We start from the raw sequence: 17,981 nt of genomic DNA, 5'->3' as shown, positions 1-17,981 counted from the left end.
CATGGCCGCGCGTGTCCTGCTGCTGGTCGGCACCAAGAAGGGCGCCTTCATCCTGGAAGCGGACTTGTCCCGCACGGAGTGGAGGCTCCGGGGGCCGTTCTGCGAGACGTGGCCGGTCAACCACATCATCGCCGACCCCGCCACCGGTCGCCTCCATGCCGGCGGCGGCAATGAATGGTTCGGGCCGGCGGTCTGGACCTCACCCGATCTCGGCGAAAGCTGGACGCATTCCAGCCAGGGCCTAGCCTATGACGCCGGGGAGACGCCGATCAAGACGGTGTGGAGCCTGTCCGCAGCGCATGGCGTGCTGCATGCGGGGGTGGAGCCCGCCGGGCTGTTCCGCAGCACCGATGGCGGCCAGACCTTCACCCATGTGCACGGGCTGCGCGACCATCCCTCCCGCCCCGAATGGCAGCCGGGCGGTGGCGGGCTGATCCTGCACGGGCTGCTGCCGCATCCGGCGGACCCTGATCAGTTCTGGGTGGCAATCTCGACCGGCGGCGTGTTCCACACGGCCGATGGTGGCCAAAGCTGGGCGCCACGCAACCGCGGCACGCGGCAGGATTACGCGCCGGAGGATCAGCGCTATCCGGAACACGGCCAATGCGTGCACTGCCTGGTGATGGCGCCCGGGCAGCCCGACCTGCTGTACCAGCAGAACCATTGCGGCATGTACCGCAGCGCGGATGGTGGGCGAAGCTGGACCAGCATCGAGCAGGGCCTGCCTTCCAGCTTCGGCTTTCCCGCCGCGACGCACCCGCGTGACCCCGGCACGCTGTTCCTGCTGCCGTTGAATGGCGACCAGGCCGGGCGCACCGTGCCGGAGGGCAAGGCGGCCGTCTGGCGCACCCGCGATGGCGGCGCCACCTGGCAGGCGCTGCGGAACGGGCTGCCGCAGCAGGATGCCTATTTCGGCGTGCTGCGCCAGGCGATGGCGACGGATAAGCTGGACCGCGCCGGCGTCTATTTCGGCACCAGTGGCGGCGAGCTGTATGCGAGTGCCGATGAGGGCGAGAGCTGGCGCTGCATCGCCCGGCATCTGCCCACCATCTCCTCCGTCGAGACTCTGGTGCTGGGGGCCTGAGCCGTGGTGCGGGTGCTGCTGCCGGCCGCCCTGGCGCGCCTGTTCCCCGGCGCGCCGCGGCAAATGGAGCTGGAGGCCGCCAGCGCGGCGCAGGCGATCGCGGGGCTGGAGGCGCGCTGGCCCGGCATGGCCGACCGGATCTGCGATTCCACCCCCGCCATCCGCCGCCACCTCCGCATCTTCGTCGATGGCGAGCCGGCCACGCTGCACGCCCCGCTGCGACCGGGGTCGGAGATGCTGGTGATGACGGCGATGAGCGGCGGCTAGACCAGCGCGACCGCCCCCACCGCCAGCACCGCCGCCCCCAGCAGCCGCGGCACCGGCCCCTCAGCCAGCCCCGGCACCTGTCGTGCCAGCCATGCCACCAGCGCCACCAGTGCGCCCTGTACCAACGCGAGGCCGGCCAGGTAGCCAAGGATCGGCGTCGCCTCCGCCCCCAGCAGCTCCGCCGCATAGGCCTGGCCGTGCGCGATCCCGGCCACCAGCAGCAGCGCCATCCAGCCCGCCACCGGCATCGCCCTGCCCGACAGCAGCACGGCCCCCGCCGCCAGCACCGTCGCCGCGACGACCCATTCGACCGCCGGCAGCATCAGCCCGAGCCAGGCCGCGGCAACGCCGGCCAGGGACGCCAGAACGAACAGCATGGGCCGCGCCAGCCCCCACCCCGCCAGCCCGGCGACCAGCCCGATCGCCAGCAGGAAGGCCAAGTGGTCCGGCCCGATCACCGGATGCGCGAGGCCGGAGGCCAGGCCGTGCCACAGCGTGGACGGCACCTCCCCATCCATCGGGTGATGTGCCAGGGCCGCGCCCGGCAGGGCCAGAAGTCCCGTGATGATGGCGAGGCGGTGTCGCATGTGTCCCTGTCCCGATCCGTTCGAAGCTCAGGCTAGGGGAGGCCCGCCGCGCCGGAAACCCTCACACAGATGTCAAAGGCCTTGCGCGGGTTTGGCCACGGGGCGTGCGTTCATGAGGTTGAACGGATCGCCACGATCTGGGCGCTGCGGGCACGGTTTGGTCGCGCACCGCCGTGCTGGCCTTTACCGCACGCGGCCGCACCGCGCACGGACCAATGGCCATCTCCGCACCGACCACGGCACGGGTGGCGCCGCCTTTCTGGCCGGTGGCGCGGTGCAGGGCGGCCGGGTGCAGAGAGCCGTCGCCCTCGCCTTCCCGGGCAGCGGGCCGATGGCGCAGAAGATCGGGCTGCTGCGCCAGTCGGTCTAGCCCGACGCCTGTTCCGGCAAAGCCCTGGCGGCGGTGCCAGCGCCCGGCAGGATCAGATCAGCGCTGCGGACCGCCACCGCTCTCGCCCATGCCCGGGCGGGTCACGCCAGGGCTGCCAGTGGCCGTGGACCCGGGCGTCGAACCATAATTGGCGGCGCCGGAAGGATCGGCTGGGGTGAGAAGCGGCGTCTCGGTGACGCCGGAAGCGGAGCCTGTGCCGGGCGGCAGCGAGGATGCAGAGCCGATCGGGGCGGTGCCGCTGGCACCGGGCACGCTCATGCCGGGGCTGTTCGTGGTGCCGCTGCCCGCCGCGGTGGGAGCCACGGTGCCGCCGGACTGGCCGGTGCGCGTCTCGGCCGGCACGTTCTGCGATTCGGATGTGCTGGTGTTGTCGTCGCAGGCAACAAGCCCCAGGGCCAGGAAGCCCACGAGAGCCGGCACATAGAGGGTTCGGGTCATGAGAGGCATCCTTCTTTGCATGCCCATACCAGCGCCCCAGGACCGGGCAGGTTGCCCCGCCCGTGCCCGTTTTGCCGCTCAGCGATAGGTGCGGAGCGCGCCCCAGCCCTCCGCACGGCCATACTCGCCCAAATTGTCGGCGTCGTAGCGCGGCAGTCTTTCGAGCTGGTCGCGCGTCAGATCCATCCGCACCCGCTCATTCGGCGCGCCGAAGGCAAGCTGCTCGATCGGGACAACCGCACTGCGGGTGCCGATGCCGAGGAACCCGCCCCACTGCACCACCGCCGCGCGCACCTGTCCGCTGCTGTCGATCAGCAGGTTCTCGATCTCCCCGGCATCGCGGCCGGTGCTGGAGACCACGTTGGTGCCGACCAGGTTGGTGAGACGGGACAATTCCATGCCACCAGAAGAAGGCGCTACCGCCTGCTGGCCCATGCCACCCGATTGGGCCGGGCGCGCGGCGGCGCTGGCACCGGTCGCTGGCGCTACCTGCTGCACCGCGGCCTGCACCGGCGGCAGCGCGGCCAGTACTTCGTCAATCGCGAGGCGTGCCTGCAACGCATTGGGCGATTCGGCGGCGAGCAGGCGCCGCGCCTGATCGACCCGCTGCTGCAACGCCTCGGTTGCGCCCTGCGTCAGCCGTTCGGGCGCCGCCAGATCGATGTTGCGGCTGATGCCCTCCAGGGCGAGGCGTGCCCGCTGGATGGCCTGCGGTGCGATATCCACCTGGGCCGTGCCCATCTGCTGATGCGCGACGCGCAGTTCCAGCCCCGCCTCCTCAAGCGATCCCGGCACGGCGCGGTGCTGGGCTGCCGACTGGGGCGTCACGGATTGGGGCGCCAAGGTTTCAGGTGCCGTGGCTTGCGGCGCGGGGAACGGCGAAGCTGGAACCGGCACCCCCTGTCCCTGGGCGGCGCCGGCGAAGGTGAAGGCGAGCACCGCTGCGGTCGCCGCCGTTGTGAACAGGCTCGGCCGGGCCGAAAGCTGATTGGCCATCATATCCTCCTGATTTTCAACGCAAGACGCCGCGCCGGGAGCCGATGGGCTCGCCGGCGCGGCGCGGCAGTGCTCTGGCGGTGGTCCGGCTCAGTCGCCGTCGCGAACTTCGCGGGCCTTGTCCTTGGCGCCACCGACGGCGCTCTGGACCTTGCCCTCCGCCTTATCCGCCTTGCCCTCGACCTGCATGGAGGTGTCGCCGGTCACCTTGCCGGCGCCTTCCTTCACGGCACCCTTGGCCTGCTTGCCGGCGCCTTCGATGCGATCCTTGTCCATTCTGAAGATTCCTTCCGAGTTGAGGCGACGCCCCCCGGCGATTGCTGTCGAAGGGCGCCTGGGTCGTTAACGGCTGCCGCCCGCCTCAGTTGCCAGGCGGCTTGCGCGTGCCAATGCTCAGTTGCTGGCCTGCTGCTGCGTCACCACGCCGGTCTCGGCGTCGATCCGCAGCCGCAGCTCGCGGTCGTTCCGCTTCGCGGTGGCCGAGATCATGTTGTCGTCGCGGTTCACATCGCTGACATCGGAATAGCCGCGATCCTCCAGCAGGCGCTTGGCCTGGTCCTCGGTCAGCCGCGCCTCATCCTTCACTCGGCCGGTGCGGGCATCGACGCGGAGATCCTCGACCTTCTTGCCGTAGCGCTCGGCGGTGCCGATGCGGAAGGTGTCGCCGTCACGCTCCATGTCGTCGAAATCCGAATAGCCGCGGGCGCCAAGGAGGGTGCGGATCTGCGCCTCGTTCATGCGCGTCGCCTCAGCGGTGCCGACGCGGTCCTGTGCGCCCTGCTGGCTGGTGCCGGTGGCGTGCGGCGCCGTGCCGCTGCCCTGGGCGAGTGCAACGCCGTAGCCGCCGAGAACCAGGGTGGCGGCAAGAGCGGTGGTGTTCAGGATATTCTTCATGAGGCTGGCCTCCAGTTGACAGATATGTTGCATGTCAACCCGCCCCTTTCCGCTTCCGGACAGTCTTTCTTCAGCGGGGGCGCGATATACTGCAACATTTTCAAGGATTGCTGTCCGGCTGTGGTGTAGAACACCTCAACCGCGGCAGCGTTCGATCCCTTTCCGCCTCACCAAGGACCTGCTTTTACCGTAGTCGGATCATGTCTCGATTTTCATTCTGCATCCTTCACCTCACCCGGCACCTCCGTCGGCTGGCCTAGCGTTTCACTGACATACAGTTTCTTCACCAGCACATAGGCCACGACGGTGAGCGGCGCCGCCAGGATCACCCCTGGCACACCGAACAACAGCCCCACCCCCACCACGGAAAACAGCAGCAGCGCCGGCGGCATGCTGACCATGTGCTTTTCCACCAGCGGCAGGATCATGTTGGATTCAAGCTGCTGGATCGCGATGAACAGCAGCCCGGTCCACAGCACCGCGTTGCCCCCTTCCGCCAGCGCCAGGAACAGCGCCGGCACCGCCCCGGCAAAGGCGCCGATCAGCGGCACGAAGTTCATCAGCCCGGCGAATAGCCCCAATGCCAGTGGCGAGGGCAGGCCAAGCCACCAGGTGCCGAGCCCTGCCAGTCCGCCGACAATGGTCATCGAGACCAGCTGCGCGCCGATCCACAGCCGCAGCGCATTGCCGCTCGCCACCATCGCCTCATCGGCGCGGCTGTGCTGTGCCCGCGGCAACAGCTTCAGGATGCCGCGCCGGTACATGCCCGGATTAACCGCCAGGAAGAAGGCGCCAACCACGGCCACCACCAGCGCCGTGCCCGCCCCGATCGCCAGGCTGCCCAGCGTCGCTGCATGGCCCGCCAGGGTGCCGAGCATCGAGGTATCGACCGCGCCACTGGCCACCGTCTCCTCCACCCCCGGCAACTCTACACGGAAGCGATCCTCGAAGGCCGACACCGCTGCGGGCAGGCGTTCCAAAAGCTGGCTGAACTGCGCCATCACCTCGTTGCCGACCAGCATGCCGGCCAGGCCGAGGCCGAGCGCCAGCAGCACGCCCACCAGCAGCAGCGACCAGCTTCGCGACAGCCCGAGATAGCGTTCCGCCGGTCGTGCCGCGGCCAGCAGCAGCACCGCCACCACCACCCCGGCGAAGGCGATCAGCAGCGCCATCCGCACCTGCCACAGCAGCAGCAGCAGGATCACCACCGCCGCGACGATCAGCACCCGACGCAGGAAGGCCACCTCGCCCTGCCGTGCCGTCTGCCAAGAACTGCCCCGATCCATGCAACCCGCCTCCATCCTCGTGGCCGGAGAAGCGGTCTGGCTGCGAAGGGGTTGCATCACGAACACCCGCAACAATCCTTGCCGAGCGCGTCATGCGCCGGCAATCTTCATAAATCTGACGTCGAACCGTCTCGGAGTGTCCCATAGAAGGCACCCGCATCTGCACCCCAGGGAGTTTCAGCCATGCTGCGCCGCCTTTTCGCAACCAGTGTCCTGGCCACCTCGGCCCTGGCCCTCGGCCTGTTCGCCGGGCAGCCGCGCCAGGCCGCCGCCCAGGATTGCCCGCGCGGCGCGCTCGATGCCCGCTATTGCGATCGCGACGGGGACCTGGTGGCCGATACGCCCACCAACCCGCGCGAACTGGTCGACCCCGCGACGCTGATCTTCGCCTACACCCCGGTCGAGGACCCCGCCGTCTATCGCACCGTCTGGCAGCCCTTCATGGACCACCTGGCGCGTGAGACCGGCAAGCGCGTGCAGTTCTTCGCGGTGCAGTCCAATGCCGCGCAGATCGAGGCGATGCGCGCCGGCCGCTTGCACATTGCGGGCTTCAACACCGGCTCCAACCCGCTGGCCGTCAACTGTGCCGGCTTCGTGCCCTTCGCCATGATGGCGAGCAACACGGGCGCCTTCGGCTACGAGATGGAATTCATCGTCCCGGCGTCCTCCACCGCCCAGCGGATCGAGGATCTGCGCGGCCGGACCATCGCCTTCACCTCCGAGACCTCCAATTCCGGATTCAAGGCGCCGTCCGCGCTGCTGGCCAGCCAGTTCAACATGCGCGCCGGCACGGATTTCACGCCTGCCTTCTCCGGCCGGCATGACAATTCGATCCTCGGCGTCGCCAATCGCGACTACGACGCCGCCGCCATCGCCAATTCGGTGATGACGCGCATGGTGGCGCGCAATGTCGTGCGGGCCGAGCAGATCCGCACGATCTATCGCAGCGACAGCTTCCCCACCACCGGCTACGGCACCGCGCACAATCTGAACCCGGCGCTGGTGGAGCGCATCCGCGCCGCCTTCTTCAACTTCAACTGGGAAGGCACGCCGATGCAGGCCGAATTCGGCAAGAGCCAGCCGCCGGCGGAGAAGTTCATCCCGATCACCTACCAGCAGCATTGGAACGTGATCCGGGAAATCGATGCGGCCATGAGCGTCTCCTACGCCTGCCGCTGAGGATCGATACACAGTGCTGCTGAACATCGAGGGACTGACCAAGCGCTACCCGACCGGGGATCTCGCGCTCGACAATGTCGATCTGCGGATTCCGGCGGGCCAGGTGATGGCGCTGATCGGCCCCTCGGGTGCCGGCAAATCCACGCTGATCCGTTGCGTCAACCGGCTGGTGGAACCCTCCACCGGCCGGGTGATGCTCGACGGCGAGAACCTCACCGCGCTGGGCTCCGGCGCGCTGCGCCGGGCGCGGCGACGGATGGGGATGATCTTCCAGGAATACGCCCTGGTCGAGCGGCTGACGGTCATGGAGAACGTGCTGTCCGGCCGGCTCGGCTATGTCGGCTTCTGGTCCTCCTGGTTCCGTCGCTTTCCGCGCAAGGATATCGAGGAAGCCTTTCGGTTGCTGGACCGCGTCGGCCTGGCGCATATGGCCGACAAGCGCGCGGATGCGCTCTCGGGTGGCCAACGCCAGCGCGTCGGCATCGTGCGCGCGCTGATGCAGGACCCGAAGCTGCTGCTGGTGGATGAACCCACCGCCAGCCTGGACCCCAAGACCAGCCGCCAGATCATGCGCCTGATCGTCGAACTGTGTACCGAACGCGGGCTCGCTGCGATCATCAACATCCATGACGTGGCGCTCGCCCAGCAATTCGCCCGGCGCATCGTCGGTCTCCGCGCCGGCCGCATCGTCTTCGACGGCCCGGCGGAGGAGCTGCAGACCCAGGCGCTGACCGACATCTATGGCGAGGAGGATTGGTCGCAGACCATCCGCAAGGCCGAGGATGAGGAAGAGGCCGCCGAGGCGGTGGCATGAGCGCGAGTACCTTTAACGCCGCCGCCGCCGCGCGCGCCTGGCGCCCGCCGCCGCTGATCGACACGCCCTGGCTGCGCTACGCCGTCTATCTCGGCGCGCTGGTCTACGCGCTGCTGGCGATCGGCACGATCGAGGTGAACTGGACCCGCGCGGCCGAAGGTGTGGAACGCGCCGGGCGCTTCCTCAGCGGCTTCTTCCCGCCCGACTTCACCTCGAAGGGCGATGACATCCTGGCCGGGCTGCTGGAAAGCCTCACCATGACGGTGGTCTCCACCGCCGTCGGCATCGCGCTGTCCATTCCGGTGGCGCTCGGTGCCGCGCGCAACCTGGCGCCGCTGCCGATCTACCTGTTCTGCCGCGGCATCATCGCCGTCAGCCGCACCTTCCAGGAAATCATCATCGCCATCGTCTTCGTCGCCATGGTGGGCTTCGGGCCGTTGGCCGGCACGCTGACCCTGGCCTTTGCCACCATCGGCTTCATGGCGAAGCTGATCGCGGAGGATATCGAGGATATCCAGGCGAGCCAGGCGGAGGCAGTGCGCGCCACCGGCGGGTCCTGGTTCCAGCTTCTGGCCTGGGGCGTGCTGCCGCAGGTGAAGCCGCGGATCATCGGGCTTTCCGCCTACCGGCTCGACATCAATTTCCGGGAGAGTGCGGTGCTCGGCCTGGTCGGCGCGGGCGGCATCGGCGACACGCTGAACACCTCCTTCGACCGCTATGAATTCGACACCGCGGCGGCGGTGCTGCTGGTGATCATCGCGATCGTGCTGGTCTGCGAATACAGCAGCGGCTGGATCCGCCGGAAGGTGCAGTAATGGCCATTCTCGCTCGACCCGACGGCACGCCGGATTGGCGCCGCCGAACGCCGCGCGCCGACCTGCTGGTCTGGGGCGGCTGGTTCGCCGGGGTGGCGCTGTGCGTGTACTGCTTCAGCTTCATCTCGGACCGCACCATCTGGCCCTTCGTCTGGGATGCGCCGCGGCAGGGCGGCGACCTGATCGCGCGCATGTTCCCGCCGCGCTGGTCCTATGCCAGCCAGCTCTGGAAGCCGCTGTGGGACACGATCAACATCGCCACCATTGGCACCGCGCTGGCGGTGGTGATCGGCGTGCCGCTGGCCTTCCTGGCCGCGCACAACACCACGCCGAGCCGGCTGCTCGTGCGGCCCGTCGTGCTGTTCATCATCGTCGCCAGCCGCTCCATCAACTCGCTGATCTGGGCGCTGATCCTGGTGATCATCCTGGGGCCCGGCATGCTGGCCGGCATCATCGCCATCGCGCTGCGCAGCGTCGGCTTCATCGCCAAGCTGCTGTATGAGGCGATCGAGGAGATCGACACCACCCAGGTCGAAGCCGTAACCGCCACCGGCGCCTCGCGCCCCCAGGTGCTCGGCTGGGCCATCGTGCCGCAGATCATGCCCGCCTTTGCCGGCCTCACGGTGTTCCGCTGGGACATCAACATCCGGGAGGCGACGGTGCTGGGGCTGGTCGGCGCCGGCGGCATCGGCATGCAGATGCAGGCCAGCATCAATGTGCTGGCCTGGCCGCAGGTGACGACGATTTTCGTGCTGATCCTCGGCACCGTGCTGGTCAGCGAATGGCTTTCCGCGCGGGTGCGTCACGCGGTGATCTGACTACAGGCTGGGTTCCATCCCCAGCCCTGGCCCGCTGGGCACCGCGACCTTCCCGTCCTTCGCCACCAGCGCCGGAAACACCGGCGTGGCGAGGTCCGCAAAATAGATCTCGATCGGCGCCGGCTGGTCCGCCGCGGCCAGCACATGCAGCGTCGCCAGCAGGCCCGGGCCGAAATAGGGCGAATGCGGCACCATCCGCACCCCCGCCGCCTCCGCCAGGGCCGCGACCCGAAGCAGGCCGGAGACGCCGCCGTGCTTGGTGGCACTCGGCTGCGCCACATCCACCGCGCCGGCGGCGAACAGCCGCGCGAAATCCTCCGCACCGCCCAGATTCTCGCCCGCCGCGATCGGCACGCCCGCCTCGGCCCGCACCGCCGCAAAATCGGAAAAGTCCTCGGGCGGCCAGAGCGGTTCCTCGACCCAGCCGATGTTCATCCCGCGCACCGCCGCACAGAACTCCAGCGCCGGCGCCACGCCATCCCAGGCGCAGTTGATGTCGAGCATCAGCGGCAGATCGCCCGCCGCCGCGCGCGCCGCGCGGATGCAGTCCAGATCCACCTCATGCAGCTTGATCTCGTGGTAGCCGCGGCGCCGCGCCTCCGCCGCGTTGCGCGCCACATCCTCGGCCACGCCGTAGCGCAGCAGGCTGGCATAGGCGGGCACCTGCGCCCGCCTGCCATTGCCGAGCAGCACATGCAGCGGCACGCCGGCCGCCTTGCCGGCAATGTCCCACAGCGCGATGTCGATGGCCGAGATGCCGAAGCTCACCGGCCCGTTGCGCCCAAAATTGTGGAAGCGCCGCGCCAGCATGCGGCCGATGCCGGCGATGTCGCGCGCATCCTGGCCGAGGCAGGCGGGGCCGATCAGCCGGTCCACCGCATCCTGCGTGGTCTGCGCCAGGGTGAAGCCGAAGCCCTCCCCCCATCCATGCAGGCCGTTCTCCGTCTCCACCCGCACCAGCAGCGTGTCGATCCGCGCCAGGCGAAGGTTGCCGCCGCCGCTGGAGGCGCCAGCGCCATAGGTGAAATCGCTGCGGTGCAGATGCGTCTCGACGCGGGTGATCTTCACGATGCGGGGGCGGCGTCGATCTGCCGGTCGAGATGCGCGACCAGCCCGTCCGGCAGCTTCAGCCGGTGTGCCAGCGCCTGTAGATAGGCGCGTTCCGCCGGATGGTCCGGATCCACGGCGAGGCGGGAGACCAGGTAGAGCTCGCTGGCCTGCTCCTGGGTCTGCGCCGCGGCGGCCACTTCGCTGACACCGATCGGGGAGTCCAGCGCGTCGAAGACGAAAGCCTTGGCCTCGGCGTCCATGCCGGTCTTGTCCACCTGCGCAAAAATGCGGGCGCGTTCCTCGGCATCGATATGCCCATCGGCCCGGGCGGCGCCGATCATGGCGCGGATCAGGGCGAGCTCGAAGGCCTCGCCGCCCGCCGCCGGGTTGGCGCCGGGCAGGAAGCGCGGATCGACCGCGGCGGCGTCCTGCGGAGTGGCGACGGGGGCGGTCGCGGCGGCCTGGCCGGCCTGCCAGTTCTGCCAGGCCCGATGCGCCAGCGCGCCGAGCACCGCGGCGCCACCATGGCTGATCAGCCCACCGCCGCGCCGCATCCCCTTGCCGCCCAGCAGCAGGCCCAGGATGCCGCCCGCCGCCGCGCCGCCGGCAAAGCCGCCCATGCCGGAGCCACCCCCCATGGACCCACCGCCGGCGCGTTGCAGTGCCTGCCGCGCCATGTCGGCCAGACCACCCATGCCCTGCGCCGGCGGCTGCCCGCCGGGCTGGACGGTGCCCTGCGGCTGCGCCTGGCCCGGGTTGGTGCCCCAGGGCGAGGGCGCGGCGCCCTGGCTGGAGCCGAGGAAACGGTCGAGGAGGGATTTGGCGTCGATCATGCAGCGGATGTTGCGATGGCAGATGCCCGCTGCAAGCGCCCAACGGTCATCATTCCGGCAGCTAGCGCGGCGGGCTGTTTCGGCGGCCCCGAAGGGCAGCCGGCACGGCGCCCCATGCCAACGCGTACCGACCGGCGCGCGGCGCATGGCGGCCATTCTGTAAATGCGTCATACCGCATATTCGAATAGGCGCATTGATTACGCCATGCATGACCCGGTCACCCTGCTGGCCGCCCTGGCGGAGCCCACCCGCCTGGCAGCGCTGCGCCACCTGCGCGACGGGCGTGAACATTGTGTCTGCGAGCTCATGGCTTTGCTCGGCGCCAGCCAGTCCCGCATGTCCCGCCACATGCTGGTCCTGCGCCAAGCCGGACTGGTGGTGGACCGGCGCGATGCCCAATGGGTCCGCTACCGGCTCAACCCCGCCATGCCGGCTCCTCTTCGACGCCTTGTCGAAGCCGCGCTGGAACTTCCCCCGCACCCGGAAAGTCTCGCCGCATGAGCGCCACCACCATCCGCCCGCCATCGGTGGTGCCGTGGCTGGCCGGCACCCTGGCCGCCTTGGTTGTCTGGGCCGCCCTCTACAGCCAGTTGATCCCCTTCTCCGAACGGGCGATGTCGTTGCTGCCTGTGGATCCGGCGAGCCATCTCGGCCAGGCGATCGCCTTCTTTCTGTATGACACGCCGAAGGTGCTGCTCCTGCTGGCGCTGGTGGTCTTCGCCATGGGCGTGGTGCGATCCTTCTTCTCCCCGGAACGCACCCGCGCCCTGCTGGCGGGGCGGCGAGAGGGTGTGGGCAATGCCATGGCCGCGTCGCTCGGCATCGTGACGCCGTTCTGCTCCGCTCCGCGGTGCCGCTGTTCATCGGCTTCGTCTCCGCCGGCGTGCCGCTCGGCGTCACCTTCTCCTTCCTGATCGCCGCGCCGATGGTGAATGAGGTGGCGCTTGGCCTGCTGTTCGCGCTGCTCGGCTGGAAGGTGGCGCTGACCTACTTGGTCTTCGGCCTGGGCATCGCCATCACGGCGGGTTGGATCATCGGCAAGCTCAAGCTGGAATCCTGGCTGGAGCCCTGGGTGCTGAAGATCCATGCCGGTACCGCGAACCTGCCGGAGGTCGTCGTCACCTGGCCCGATCGCATCCGCGCCGGCCTGGATTCGGTGAAGGAAATCGTCGGCCGCGTCTGGTACTGGATCATCGCCGGCATCGCCATGGGCGCGCTGATCCACGGTTATGCGCCGGAGGAACTGCTCGCTTCCATCATGGGCAAGGATGCCTGGTGGTCCGTGCCGGCCGCCGTGGTGGTGGGCATACCGATGTATTCCAACGCCGCGGGCATCATTCCCGTGGTCGATGCGTTGCTTGGCAAGGGCGCGGCGCTGGGCACCGTGCTGGCCTTCATGATGTCGGTGATCGCGCTGTCGCTGCCGGAGATGATCATCCTCCGCAAGGTGCTGTCGGTGAAGCTCATCGCCGTCTTCGTCGGCGTGGTCGCCACCGGCATTCTGGCCGTGGGCTTCCTGTTCAACCTGCTCTTCGCCTGAAGGACAACGACCATGCGGAACGTCAAGGTACTCGGCCCGGGCTGCAAGCGCTGCGATGCGGCCGTGCAGATGGTGAAGGATGCGGCAGCGCAGGCCGGCGTGGAGGTCACTATCGAGAAGGTGACGGATTACGCCGAGATCGCGGGCTATGGCATCGCCTCCACCCCCGGCCTGGTGGTGGATGGCAAGGTGGTGCATGCCAGCGGCCTGCCGAAGGCCGCGGACATCGCCCGCTGGATCGCGGCGTGACCGGGGCGCGGCGCCGCGCACAGGCCGCACGCCCGTGAGCAGGATGCACCCGCAACGCCTGCGGCTCGACCTCGGCATCCTGCTGCCGGATGTGGCCGGGGAGGCCGATGCCTGCGTTGGCCGGCTGATCAACCTCCTGATGGCCCATAAGGGTATTGACCAGGCCCATGTGCTTCCGCCGGTGGGCGGGCAGCCCGCCCAATTATGCATCCACTACGACCCCCAGTTGGCAAGCCTGGCCCGGGTGCGGGAGACTGCGAGCAGCACTGGCGCCGAGCTGACGCAGCGCTTCGGCCATGTGCTGTGGGAGGTGCAGGGCCTGCCGAATGCCCGCCGCGCCCGCACCGTCACCGGCCTGCTGTCCCGCCTTCCGGGGGTGCTGGAGGCGGATGCCTCGTCGGCCGGGCCGGTGCGGATCGAATTCGACCGCAGCGTCACCTCCGAGGCCACGCTGCGGCATGCGCTGGGCGGCATGGGAGTCGCGGCACGGGACGAAACGCCCGCACCCGCACAGGCGCACGAGCACGAGCACACGCATGGCGGGCCTTTCGGCGCCAATTCGGAGCTGATCTTCGCGCTGCTCGGCGGCGTGCTGCTGGTGGTGGGCTTTCTGGCCTCCTGGCTGTCCGCCGTGCCGGCCTGGCTGCCCCTGGTGCTGTATCTCGGCGCCTATGGCTTCGGCGGCTACTTCGCGCTGCGGCAGGCGATGGACAGCCTGCGCCTCGGCCGCTTCGAGATCGACACGCTGATGCTGGTCGCCGCGGCCGGTGCGGCGGCGCTCGACAAATGGGCCGAGGGCGCGCTGCTGCTGTTCCTGTTCAGCATCGGCCATGCGCTGGAGCATTACGCCATGGGGCGCGCGCGGCGGGCGATCGAGGCCCTGGCCGACCTCGCGCCGCCCACCGCCGAACGCCGCCGGGACGGCGCAACGGAGAAGGTGCCCGTCGCCGAGCTGCTGATCGGCGACACCCTCATCCTGCGCCCGAATACGCGCATCCCCTCCGATGGCTTCGTCACCCTCGGCGAAAGCAGCGTCGACCAGGCGCCGATCACCGGGGAAAGCGTGCCGGTGGACAAGCGCGCAGTGGCGGATGCGGCGCGCGCCGCGGCACGGCCGGAGGGTCTGCCGGCGGAAAACCGCGTCTATGCCGGCACCATCAATGGCAGCGGCGCGCTGGAGATGCAGGTCACCCGGCTGGCGGCGGACACCTCCCTCGCGCGGCTCGTCCGCATGGTAAATGAGGCCGAGGCCCAGAAATCCCCGACGCAGCGTTTCACCGACAACTTCGAGCGCATCTTCGTGCCGATCGTCCTGGTCTTCGTCGTTATCCTGCTGTTCGCCTGGGTGGTGATCGACGAAAGCTTCGGCGAGAGCTTCTACCGCGCCATGGCGGTGCTGGTCGCCGCCAGCCCCTGCGCGCTGGCCATCTCGACCCCGAGCGCGGTGCTGTCCGGTGTCGCGCGGGCGGCACGCGGCGGCGTGCTGGTGAAGGGCGGCGGGCCGCTGGAGAATCTGGGGAAGCTGGGCGCCATCGCCTTCGACAAGACCGGCACGCTCACCGAAGGCAAGCCGCGGATGACGGATGTGCTGCCGGCGCCCGGCGTTGTCGAAGACGCCCTGCTGACGGTCGCCATCGCCGTGGAGACGCTCAGCGACCATCCGCTCGCAGCGGCTGTCGTCCGTGATGGACAAGCCAGGCTCGGGGCCGGGGTGGCGGTGCCGGAGGCGGCGGATGTGCGGAGCCTCACCGGCCGCGGCCTGGCGGCGCGGATCGGCGAGGATCCCGTCTTTGTCGGCAAGGCCGCGCTGTTCGCGGAGATCGAGGGGCCGCCGATACCGGCCGCCGTCCAAGCCTCGATCTCAGACCTGGAAGCGCGTGGCCGCACCATCATGGTGGTGCGGCGGGGTGAGGACTACCTCGGCGCCATCGGCCTGATGGATACGCCCCGCGAAGCCGCCGCCGGGGTGATCCGCCGTCTGCGCCAGCTCGGCGTTACCCGCATGGTCATGATGTCCGGCGACAACAGCCGCGTCGCGCAGGCGGTGGCGCAGCAGGTCGGGCTGGACGAGGCCTGGGGCGATCTGATGCCGGAGGACAAGGTCGCGGCCATCCAGCGCTTCCGCGCGGAGCAGGAGGTGGCCATGGTGGGCGACGGCGTGAACGACGCGCCCGCCATGGCCCATGCGACGGTGGGCATCGCCATGGGTGCCGCGGGGTCCGCGGTGGCGCTGGAGACCGCCGATGTGGCGCTGATGGGCGACGACCTGAACCACCTGCCCTTCGTCATCGGGCTGAGCCGAGCCACCAACCGGATCATCCGGCAGAATCTGTGGATCAGCCTGGGCATGGTGGCCGTGCTGGTGCCGGCCACGCTGGCCGGCCTGCAACTCGGCGTGGCGGTGGTGTTCCATGAAGGATCGACGCTGCTGGTGGTGGCGAACGCCCTGCGGCTTCTGGCCTATCGGGACCGGACCGCGGCCTGATCCGCGCCTGCGGCAGGCTCATCGGCCGGCAACCCCTCTGGCGGGAACCAGTGGGTTGTACGGTTCGCGAACCAGACGAGTGACAGCATCACCGGCACCTCCACCAGCACGCCCACCACGGTGACGAGCGCCGCGATCGAGTTCAGCCCGAACAGCCCGATCGCCACCGCGACCGCCAGTTCGAAGAAGTTGGAGGTGCCGATCATGGCGCAGGGCGCGGCCACTTTGTGCGGCACGCGCCACGCCTTGGCGGCCCAGTAGGCCACCGCGAACATGCCGTAGGACTGGATCAGCAGCGGCACGGCGATCATCGCGATCACAAGCGGCTGAGTCAGGATCACCTCGCCCTGGAAGGCGAACAGCATCGCCACCGTCGCCAGCAGCCCCACCACGGAGAATGGCTTGACCCTGGCCGTGAAGGCACCGACCGCGGCCTCCGCCTCAGCGGGGCCGGCGCCGCGCGTCATCAGCATCCGCGTCAGCACCCCCGCCGCCAGCGGGATCACGACATAGAGCACCACGGACAGCACCAGCGTTTCCCACGGCACGACGATGTCGGTCACGCCCAGCAGCAGCGCCACGATGGGCGCATAGGCGAAGACCATCACCGCATCATTCAGCGAGACCTGCGCCAGCGTGTAGTTCGGATCGCCCTTGGTCATCTGCGACCAGACGAACACCATCGCCGTGCAGGGCGCCGTGCCCAGCAGGATCATGCCGGCAATGTACTGTCCGGCGGTGCCCGGTTCGATGAAGGGCGCGAAGATCCACTCGAAGAAGACCAGGCCGAGGGCCGCCATGGTGAAGGGCTTGATCAGCCAATTCACCGCAAGCGTGATGATCATCCCCTTGGGGCGCTCATGCACCCGGGCGAGGGCGCGGAAATCCACCGCCACCATCATCGGATAGACCATGAACCAGATCAGCACGGCGACGACGAAATTGACCGAGCCGTATTCCAGCCCGGCCAGCACCCCGACAAACCCTGGCGCGATCTGGCCGAGCACCACGCCAACCAGGATGGCCAGCGCGACCCAGAGGGAGAGATAGCGTTCGAATGCGGACATCTATCTTGTCCTCCCTGCCGGCGTGTAGCAATTCGCGGCCCCATCCCCCGCGGCACGCGCCGCAATGGCGCCGATCATCCCCTGCAACGGGGCCAGCGCGGCGGGGTCGAGCGCGTAGCAGATGCGCGGATGCTCGAAGGTGCCGACCACCAGGCCCGAGGCCTTGAGGATCCGCAGATGCTCGGAGACGGTGGATTGGGCGAGGCCGACCTCGTCCACGATGTCCCCGCCGATGCAGCCCGGCCGCGAGAGCAGGAAGGCGATGATCCGAACCCGTGCCGGATGCGCCAGCGCCTTGGCCAGTGCGGCGATGGCATCGGCCTCCGCGGCGGGCATCAGCGTCGGCTCGGCAAGATCGGCCACGTCACGCGCCTTCGTCTATCGTCGAACAACGATATAGCGGACCGATAGGCGACGGCGCAAGGCCCGCCACGGGCGCTCAGCGCGGCAGGAAGATCCAGTTGAAGATGTAGTCCCCCCGCGCGGCGTCCCGGGCATGTCGCGCCGCCAGGTCGAGCTGCGCCACCCGCCGCAGCCCGCCGCGATCCAGCGCGAAGGCCTCATACCCATGCGCGCAGACGGCGCCGAGCAGCTCCGCGATCGGGCGATGCGCGTGTTTCTCCTCGATCTCCACGATCAGGTTGGGGCGGTGGCGCGCGAGGGTTTCGGTGGCGCCGGCGATCACCGCCATCTCATGCCCCTCGACATCGATCTTGATGAAGCCGATCGGGCCGAGATCGAGATCGTCCAGCCGCGTGGTTTCCACCGCCACGCTGCGATGCTCGGCGCTGCCGATCTTCTCGGCGCTGAGGGAGGCGCCCTGGTTGGAATAGCCACGCGTGCCCTTCGGCACCATCAGCGCCGAGTGGCCGGCCCGGTCGGACAGCGCGATCGGGTGCGGGGTGACGCCCCTTGCCACGCCACGCCGCAGCAGCCGGTACATTTTCGGGTTCGGTTCGAAGGCATGGACGCACAGGGAGTGGTGCCGCAGCACCTCGGACCAGACGCCCCGATTGGCCCCGATATCCAGGGAGGCGCGGCGCCGGTCGGCCAGGAACGGCACCAGGCGAAGTTCCGCCTCGCCGCGCACCTTCTCCCGCGCCACCTGATAGTGCAGTTGCAGCCGCGCCGGCAGGAGAAGGGCCTTCAGCCGCTCCTCCATGTTCATCGGGGGTTCCCATGCCATG

At 69.2% G+C, this 17,981-nt stretch carries 23 protein-coding genes; 12 read left to right on the top strand and 11 right to left on the bottom strand.

Annotated features, from left to right (window positions below):
• Window position 1 precedes the first annotated feature (1 nt).
• Window positions 2-1,084, top strand: a complete 1,083-nt coding sequence (locus tag ACFHNC_RS16890; RefSeq protein WP_437170400.1) for an exo-alpha-sialidase — start codon at window positions 2-4, stop codon at window positions 1,082-1,084.
• Window positions 1,085-1,090: 6 nt separating this feature from the next.
• Window positions 1,091-1,351, top strand: coding sequence for a MoaD/ThiS family protein (locus ACFHNC_RS16885; protein ID WP_437170399.1), 261 nt, complete (start codon window positions 1,091-1,093; stop codon window positions 1,349-1,351).
• Here ACFHNC_RS16885 and ACFHNC_RS16880 read toward each other — a convergent pair.
• Window positions 1,348-1,938 (bottom strand): HupE/UreJ family protein, encoded by a 591-nt coding sequence (locus tag ACFHNC_RS16880; RefSeq protein ID WP_437170398.1) that lies wholly within the window; start codon window positions 1,936-1,938, stop codon window positions 1,348-1,350. The genes ACFHNC_RS16885 and ACFHNC_RS16880 overlap by 4 nt on opposite strands.
• A 157-nt stretch (window positions 1,939-2,095) precedes the next feature.
• Here ACFHNC_RS16880 and ACFHNC_RS16875 point away from each other — a divergent pair, with 157 nt between their 5' ends.
• Window positions 2,096-2,308: a hypothetical protein gene (locus ACFHNC_RS16875; protein ID WP_437170397.1), complete on the top strand. Its 213-nt coding sequence runs from the start codon at window positions 2,096-2,098 to the stop codon at window positions 2,306-2,308.
• A 57-nt stretch (window positions 2,309-2,365) separates the two neighbouring features.
• Here the strand turns inward: ACFHNC_RS16875 and ACFHNC_RS16870 are convergent, their stop codons facing one another.
• The 5 genes from ACFHNC_RS16870 to ACFHNC_RS16850 all read right to left on the bottom strand — a co-directional run bounded on the left by ACFHNC_RS16870 (window position 2,366) and on the right by ACFHNC_RS16850 (window position 5,943).
• On the bottom strand, window positions 2,366-2,767 hold the full coding sequence (locus ACFHNC_RS16870) for a hypothetical protein (protein ID WP_437170396.1): 402 nt from the start codon (window positions 2,765-2,767) through the stop codon (window positions 2,366-2,368).
• Window positions 2,768-2,845: 78 nt separating this feature from the next.
• Window positions 2,846-3,763, bottom strand: a complete 918-nt coding sequence (locus ACFHNC_RS16865; protein WP_437170395.1) for a PRC-barrel domain-containing protein — start codon at window positions 3,761-3,763, stop codon at window positions 2,846-2,848.
• 90 nt (window positions 3,764-3,853) lie between these two features.
• Entirely contained in the window at window positions 3,854-4,039 is a 186-nt protein-coding gene (locus tag ACFHNC_RS16860) for a CsbD family protein (RefSeq protein ID WP_437170394.1), read from the bottom strand.
• A 117-nt stretch (window positions 4,040-4,156) separates the two neighbouring features.
• Window positions 4,157-4,657 (bottom strand): hypothetical protein, encoded by a 501-nt coding sequence (locus tag ACFHNC_RS16855; RefSeq protein WP_437170393.1) that lies wholly within the window; start codon window positions 4,655-4,657, stop codon window positions 4,157-4,159.
• 212 nt (window positions 4,658-4,869) lie between these two features.
• Window positions 4,870-5,943: an AI-2E family transporter gene (locus ACFHNC_RS16850; RefSeq protein WP_437170392.1), complete on the bottom strand. Its 1,074-nt coding sequence runs from the start codon at window positions 5,941-5,943 to the stop codon at window positions 4,870-4,872.
• Window positions 5,944-6,126: 183 nt separating this feature from the next.
• Between ACFHNC_RS16850 and phnD the strand changes: the two genes are divergently transcribed.
• The 4 genes from phnD to phnE (ACFHNC_RS16830) are packed head-to-tail and all read left to right on the top strand — an operon-like array spanning window position 6,127 to window position 9,569.
• Entirely contained in the window at window positions 6,127-7,122 is a 996-nt protein-coding gene (gene phnD, locus ACFHNC_RS16845) for a phosphate/phosphite/phosphonate ABC transporter substrate-binding protein (RefSeq protein ID WP_437170391.1), read from the top strand.
• A 13-nt stretch (window positions 7,123-7,135) separates the two neighbouring features.
• A complete protein-coding gene (gene phnC / locus ACFHNC_RS16840; protein ID WP_437170390.1) occupies window positions 7,136-7,936 on the top strand; it encodes a phosphonate ABC transporter ATP-binding protein in 801 nt (266 codons plus the stop codon).
• Window positions 7,933-8,751: a phosphonate ABC transporter, permease protein PhnE gene (phnE, locus tag ACFHNC_RS16835; protein WP_437170389.1), complete on the top strand. Its 819-nt coding sequence runs from the start codon at window positions 7,933-7,935 to the stop codon at window positions 8,749-8,751. The genes phnC and phnE (ACFHNC_RS16835) overlap by 4 nt, the downstream gene beginning before the upstream one ends.
• A complete protein-coding gene (gene phnE, locus ACFHNC_RS16830) occupies window positions 8,751-9,569 on the top strand; it encodes a phosphonate ABC transporter, permease protein PhnE (protein WP_437170388.1) in 819 nt (272 codons plus the stop codon). The genes phnE (ACFHNC_RS16835) and phnE (ACFHNC_RS16830) overlap by 1 nt, the downstream gene beginning before the upstream one ends.
• Here phnE (ACFHNC_RS16830) and ACFHNC_RS16825 read toward each other — a convergent pair whose 3' ends face one another.
• Complete coding sequence (locus tag ACFHNC_RS16825; protein WP_437170387.1) at window positions 9,570-10,637, bottom strand: mandelate racemase/muconate lactonizing enzyme family protein; 1,068 nt, start codon at window positions 10,635-10,637, stop codon at window positions 9,570-9,572.
• Window positions 10,634-11,452, bottom strand: a complete 819-nt coding sequence (locus ACFHNC_RS16820) for a tellurite resistance TerB family protein (RefSeq protein WP_437170386.1) — start codon at window positions 11,450-11,452, stop codon at window positions 10,634-10,636. The genes ACFHNC_RS16825 and ACFHNC_RS16820 overlap by 4 nt, the downstream gene beginning before the upstream one ends.
• Before the next feature lie 205 nt (window positions 11,453-11,657).
• On the opposite strand from ACFHNC_RS16820, the gene ACFHNC_RS16815 reads away from it, so the two are divergent.
• From ACFHNC_RS16815 to ACFHNC_RS16795, 5 genes are read left to right on the top strand one after another with little or no spacing between them, the layout of a single operon-like run.
• Window positions 11,658-11,954, top strand: a complete 297-nt coding sequence (locus ACFHNC_RS16815; RefSeq protein ID WP_437170385.1) for an ArsR/SmtB family transcription factor — start codon at window positions 11,658-11,660, stop codon at window positions 11,952-11,954.
• Window positions 11,951-12,367, top strand: coding sequence for a permease (locus ACFHNC_RS16810; RefSeq protein WP_437170384.1), 417 nt, complete (start codon window positions 11,951-11,953; stop codon window positions 12,365-12,367). Before ACFHNC_RS16815 ends, ACFHNC_RS16810 begins: the two co-directional genes overlap by 4 nt.
• A complete protein-coding gene (locus ACFHNC_RS16805; RefSeq protein ID WP_437170383.1) occupies window positions 12,304-12,993 on the top strand; it encodes a permease in 690 nt (229 codons plus the stop codon). Before ACFHNC_RS16810 ends, ACFHNC_RS16805 begins: the two co-directional genes overlap by 64 nt.
• A 12-nt stretch (window positions 12,994-13,005) precedes the next feature.
• Window positions 13,006-13,242, top strand: coding sequence for a thioredoxin family protein (locus ACFHNC_RS16800; protein ID WP_437170382.1), 237 nt, complete (start codon window positions 13,006-13,008; stop codon window positions 13,240-13,242).
• Between the two features lie 43 nt (window positions 13,243-13,285).
• A complete protein-coding gene (locus tag ACFHNC_RS16795) occupies window positions 13,286-15,727 on the top strand; it encodes a heavy metal translocating P-type ATPase (protein WP_437170444.1) in 2,442 nt (813 codons plus the stop codon).
• On the opposite strand, the gene arsB is transcribed toward ACFHNC_RS16795, so the two are convergent.
• From arsB to ACFHNC_RS16780, 3 genes are all read right to left on the bottom strand, one after another.
• The gene (gene arsB / locus ACFHNC_RS16790; protein WP_437170381.1) at window positions 15,703-16,794 is read right to left on the bottom strand and encodes an ACR3 family arsenite efflux transporter; all 1,092 of its coding nucleotides are present in this window, start codon (window positions 16,792-16,794) and stop codon (window positions 15,703-15,705) included. The two genes, ACFHNC_RS16795 and arsB, sit on opposite strands and share 25 nt — an antisense overlap.
• Window positions 16,795-17,157 (bottom strand): ArsR/SmtB family transcription factor, encoded by a 363-nt coding sequence (locus ACFHNC_RS16785; RefSeq protein WP_437170380.1) that lies wholly within the window; start codon window positions 17,155-17,157, stop codon window positions 16,795-16,797. It abuts the gene before it with no gap.
• Window positions 17,158-17,233: 76 nt separating this feature from the next.
• The gene (locus ACFHNC_RS16780; RefSeq protein ID WP_437170379.1) at window positions 17,234-17,980 is read right to left on the bottom strand and encodes an FkbM family methyltransferase; all 747 of its coding nucleotides are present in this window, start codon (window positions 17,978-17,980) and stop codon (window positions 17,234-17,236) included.
• Window position 17,981: the final 1 nt, after the last annotated feature.

The organism is Falsiroseomonas sp. E2-1-a4 (assembly GCF_051433165.1).
Taxonomy (GTDB): domain Bacteria; phylum Pseudomonadota; class Alphaproteobacteria; order Acetobacterales; family Acetobacteraceae; genus Falsiroseomonas.
Note: the sequence above shows the minus strand (reverse complement) of the source record. Positions and strands in the feature narration are given on the sequence as shown.

Excerpts from the sequence above, each read along its gene's own strand:
- ACFHNC_RS16810 (WP_437170384.1), top strand. The coding sequence starts at position 11,951 with ATGAGCGCCACCACCATCCGCCCGCCATCGGTGGTGCCGTGGCTGGCC.
- ACFHNC_RS16860 (WP_437170394.1), bottom strand. The coding sequence starts at position 4,039 with ATGGACAAGGATCGCATCGAAGGCGCCGGCAAGCAGGCCAAGGGTGCC.
- phnE (WP_437170388.1), top strand. The coding sequence starts at position 8,751 with ATGGCCATTCTCGCTCGACCCGACGGCACGCCGGATTGGCGCCGCCGA.
- ACFHNC_RS16850 (WP_437170392.1), bottom strand. The coding sequence starts at position 5,943 with ATGGATCGGGGCAGTTCTTGGCAGACGGCACGGCAGGGCGAGGTGGCC.
- ACFHNC_RS16780 (WP_437170379.1), bottom strand. The coding sequence starts at position 17,980 with ATGGCATGGGAACCCCCGATGAACATGGAGGAGCGGCTGAAGGCCCTT.
- ACFHNC_RS16855 (WP_437170393.1), bottom strand. The coding sequence starts at position 4,657 with ATGAAGAATATCCTGAACACCACCGCTCTTGCCGCCACCCTGGTTCTC.
- ACFHNC_RS16800 (WP_437170382.1), top strand. The coding sequence starts at position 13,006 with ATGCGGAACGTCAAGGTACTCGGCCCGGGCTGCAAGCGCTGCGATGCG.
- ACFHNC_RS16815 (WP_437170385.1), top strand. The coding sequence starts at position 11,658 with ATGCATGACCCGGTCACCCTGCTGGCCGCCCTGGCGGAGCCCACCCGC.
- ACFHNC_RS16880 (WP_437170398.1), bottom strand. The coding sequence starts at position 1,938 with ATGCGACACCGCCTCGCCATCATCACGGGACTTCTGGCCCTGCCGGGC.
- ACFHNC_RS16870 (WP_437170396.1), bottom strand. The coding sequence starts at position 2,767 with ATGACCCGAACCCTCTATGTGCCGGCTCTCGTGGGCTTCCTGGCCCTG.
- ACFHNC_RS16890 (WP_437170400.1), top strand. The coding sequence starts at position 2 with ATGGCCGCGCGTGTCCTGCTGCTGGTCGGCACCAAGAAGGGCGCCTTC.
- phnD (WP_437170391.1), top strand. The coding sequence starts at position 6,127 with ATGCTGCGCCGCCTTTTCGCAACCAGTGTCCTGGCCACCTCGGCCCTG.
- phnE (WP_437170389.1), top strand. The coding sequence starts at position 7,933 with ATGAGCGCGAGTACCTTTAACGCCGCCGCCGCCGCGCGCGCCTGGCGC.
- ACFHNC_RS16795 (WP_437170444.1), top strand. The coding sequence starts at position 13,286 with ATGCACCCGCAACGCCTGCGGCTCGACCTCGGCATCCTGCTGCCGGAT.
- ACFHNC_RS16820 (WP_437170386.1), bottom strand. The coding sequence starts at position 11,452 with ATGATCGACGCCAAATCCCTCCTCGACCGTTTCCTCGGCTCCAGCCAG.
- ACFHNC_RS16865 (WP_437170395.1), bottom strand. The coding sequence starts at position 3,763 with ATGGCCAATCAGCTTTCGGCCCGGCCGAGCCTGTTCACAACGGCGGCG.
- arsB (WP_437170381.1), bottom strand. The coding sequence starts at position 16,794 with ATGTCCGCATTCGAACGCTATCTCTCCCTCTGGGTCGCGCTGGCCATC.